Annotated in this window: 1 protein-coding gene; it reads right to left on the bottom strand. The window is 60.8% G+C overall.

From position 1 onward, the window contains the following. A partial coding sequence (locus tag B0I00_RS16940; protein ID WP_408635260.1) for a calcium-binding protein occupies positions 1-3039 on the bottom strand: 3039 nt, incomplete at its 3' end. Between the last annotated feature and the right edge of the window lie 452 nt (positions 3040-3491).

Below are 3491 nucleotides of genomic sequence, written 5' to 3'. Positions count from 1 at the left end.
CGCACCGGCGGCCTGCACCAGGTTCTCGATATTGGCGTAGAGGTAGAAGTTGCCGCTCGCGGTCACCGTGTCGGTGCCCTCGCCGTCACCTTCGAACACGGTGTCGGCGAGCTGGTTGACCAGATACATGTCATCGCCGGCGTGACCATATAGATGATCGGCTCCGGTGCCCCCGTCGAGCAGGTCGGCCCGCGCGCCGCCTTCGAGGCTGTCATCGCCAGCAAGGCCTATCGCAATCACGGTCCCGTCGCGCGCCGGTATCAATGCGTCGTCATCGTCGGTTCCCTGGAGCAGCACCGGCACCCGTTCGGCGAGGAATTGCGCTGCGGTGATATCGCCATCTGCAAAACGCAGGGTCACAACCTGGAGCAGGGTGTCTTCGCCGTCGGGCGAACCGGGTCGCAGGTCGGTCAGGATGATACCGCCGTCGCCACGTTCGTCCGCGCCGTAGTCCGCGGCGTTCCCGGAGAACACGGCCTTCATCCTGGCACCGCCGCTGCCAATCACCAGGTCATCGCCGCCGCCGCCGGTGACCGCAAAGACACCACCACTCGCGGCATTGACTGCGTTGACGACATCGTTGCCGGCCCCGCCATCGATGGTCTGGTTGCCGCCTCCGAGCATGATGATGTCGTTATCGGCTGATCCGTTGACCATCAGCGTGGAGTTGCCGGTCTCGACGTAGTCGACATCCGGGTCGACATTGAGCACGCTCGCGCCTGGAACCGCCTGCTGAACGCTCGCGGCCTGACCATTGAGGTAGACGACCGGGATCACCGGGGCGGGCTCGGCGGCGGCAAAGGCGGTCTTGGCCTGTTGCAGCTCTTCATCCGAGAAGAACGTGAAGACAAGCTTCTCGACATTCCACAACTCGCCGACGTCCAGGCCGAGGAAGCTGAGTGCGTAATGACCGCCGAGATTATCCCAGCCCCAGGAGGCCTTGAGGCCTGGCAGAATCAGTTCATCGGACCCCAGCCCCGCATCGATGACCCGGTATTCGCCGAGTGGTGTGACACCGGACCACTCGATGCTGTCGGCGGCGCTGCTGCCGAGAACGAAGTTATCGCCGGTCCACGAGGTGATCTTCGATGATCCGGGCTGGCCGATCGCGATCTGGACATCATCGCCTGAATAAACCAGTTCCGCGCGAAGCGCAGCGGCGAAGGGATGGAGCGAGAACGGGCCTGTAACCGCGCGCTCCAGGATCGTCGTGACGCTGGCGAGATAGTTCGTCCAGGCGTGCTCGGTGATCCCGGGGAAAGTGGCGATGTCGCTGTTGACATAGACATCGGAGCCGTCGCGATCCTTGGGCTGGATCTTGCCGATGATGGCAGCGAGCGTGACCTGGCCCTGGAGCAGCAGCCACGCCGACAGGATCGGCGCCGCCTGGCTCAGCGCCGGCGCAATCATCGCCACCGCGTCGCTCGTGTGGGCGAAGTTGACGATGCGCGGGTCATCTTCGATGCCATCGTTGTTGTCGCTGCCCGGCGAGCCGATCGTCACCGCCTGGTAGAGCGATCCGGCGTGGTCGGACATGAACTCCTGGACCATGCCGGCGCCTAGGCTGTGACCGGACACGAGCACCTGCTGGATGCCGTTGGCCGGGTCGGCGACATAGGCGTCGATGGCGTCGATCAACGGCTTGAACTTGGCGTAATGGTCGAGCGTGAAATCGGGATAATCGGCAAAGTCGGCGAATTGGTCAGTCCCGCGAAATGCGAGCGCCAGAGTGGTCACGCCATTTACAACGCCGATGAGCACCAGTGCGTTCGCTTCGGATGTATCTACAATCCCAACTGGAGACGGATAAATCGCCTGGTAGTGGCCGTTGGTAAGCGAATATTGCAGCCCGGTTTGCGGATGGGTGTATGCGGCCGGGATACCCAGTTCCAGCGCCGACAAAGCGTGCCAGTGTCGCAATTGCGTGGCTTCCGCTGCAACTCCCGCGGCCGCCCAAGCAGCGAAGGTACCTGTGCTGGCGAGTGGTTCAGCCAAATGGTCGAGCGTTTCCAGTGCGCCATAGGATTCGCCGGCCAACCGGATCAGCTCTAGCACGAGGTTGCCTTGGTAGAGATTGACGAGGTTGTTGACGGGAGCAGTGAACGAGAGTGCCTCGAGGTGCTGGGTGTAAAGAAGCGTTCCCGTAAGGTTGTTAGTGAGCACCGTGCGCGTTGGTTGCACGCCGTCCTCGAACGTTGTCGTGAAGGTCCAGTCAGTCGCCCTTCCGGTAAGGACGAGCGTGTCGACGTCGGGAGACGCTGGGTCTCCGGTCGATCCCGCACCATCGATCAGGACGGACTGTCCGGCAACGAACGTGACGGCCCTTAGATCAAATGTGTCGGACCCGCCGTCGCCGAGCATGACATCGTTTCCGGTACTGCCCACGAACCAATCGCTGCCCAGCCCTCCTTCAAGCCAGTCGCTACCGCTACCACCATCGAGCCAGTCGTTTCCGCCTTCACCCAGGAGAAGATCGTTGCCGCCAAGACCAAAAATATGATTGGCGAGGCCTTGTCCGACGATGACGTTATCAAGCTCGTTGCCGGATCCGTCGTACGCTAAACCGCCACCTCCATCGATATGCAGGAAGAGTCCCTCGAAATTGAAGGGCAATCCATAGCCATCCTGACTGGATCGGATCCAGTCGAAGCCTTCATTGGCAGCTTCGATCAGGGTGTCTTGCGCAGCAGCTTCGGCGCCGTAAATCAGATAATAATCGTCGTCCGGCCCGCCATAGACCGTATCTTGGTCCCTTCCGGGATCGAGCATGTCGTTGCCCGCGCCCCCGTAGAGTGTGTCGATCTCATTGCCACCTTCGAGGTAATCGTCTCCGCCAAGGCCAGCAATCTCATCGTCACCAGAATTTCCGCTGATATGATCGGCGCCGTCGGTTCCTGAGATCGCATCGTTTCCGGACGTGTCGGTGATGGTGATCGGGAGCGAGTACCACCAGGCGAAGTTATGCCAAAACTGCGCCAACGCGATCCGAAGATTGCTGACTGATGCGAGGCCCAAGATACCCGCTGTCGGATCGGTCATAACCAACGCCCCCGCTCCTTCGACTCATCACAGATAGCAGGCGCAGGTCTCTTAAGTAAGGCCGTCAAAGAGCGGCCGAATTGGTTGAGAATGGGTCCGGTTTGACAGCGACACGACAAGTCACCTTGAAACGACATATTATGTTGGATGGCCGTCCACGCTGCCAAGACGGTGACACAGCGTCAGCCGAACCGATTTGGCGCTGGATCAGGTGCCGCTAGCAGGTGCCTCGTTGGTCTGACAGAGCCTTCTAGGCAGCAATTCGGTTTCTTGGAACGCACCTAGGGCCATCCAGCTAATTCCGTCTACGGCAGTACTGCAAGATCCCCTGTGACCAAATTACCGAACACGACCCAGACAAAGCCGACCCACGACGCGACGAAAATTGCCGCAATCGCATAGTGCTCCCAGTAGAGCCCTCGCCTCTTGCGGATCGCGTGCCGCGATTTCCG

Origin of the sequence: Novosphingobium kunmingense (assembly GCF_002813245.1) — a bacterium.
GTDB classification, from domain to species: Bacteria; Pseudomonadota; Alphaproteobacteria; order Sphingomonadales; family Sphingomonadaceae; genus Novosphingobium; species Novosphingobium kunmingense.
The sequence above is the reverse complement of the archived record's forward strand: the minus strand, read 5'-3'. Positions and strand labels throughout refer to the sequence as shown.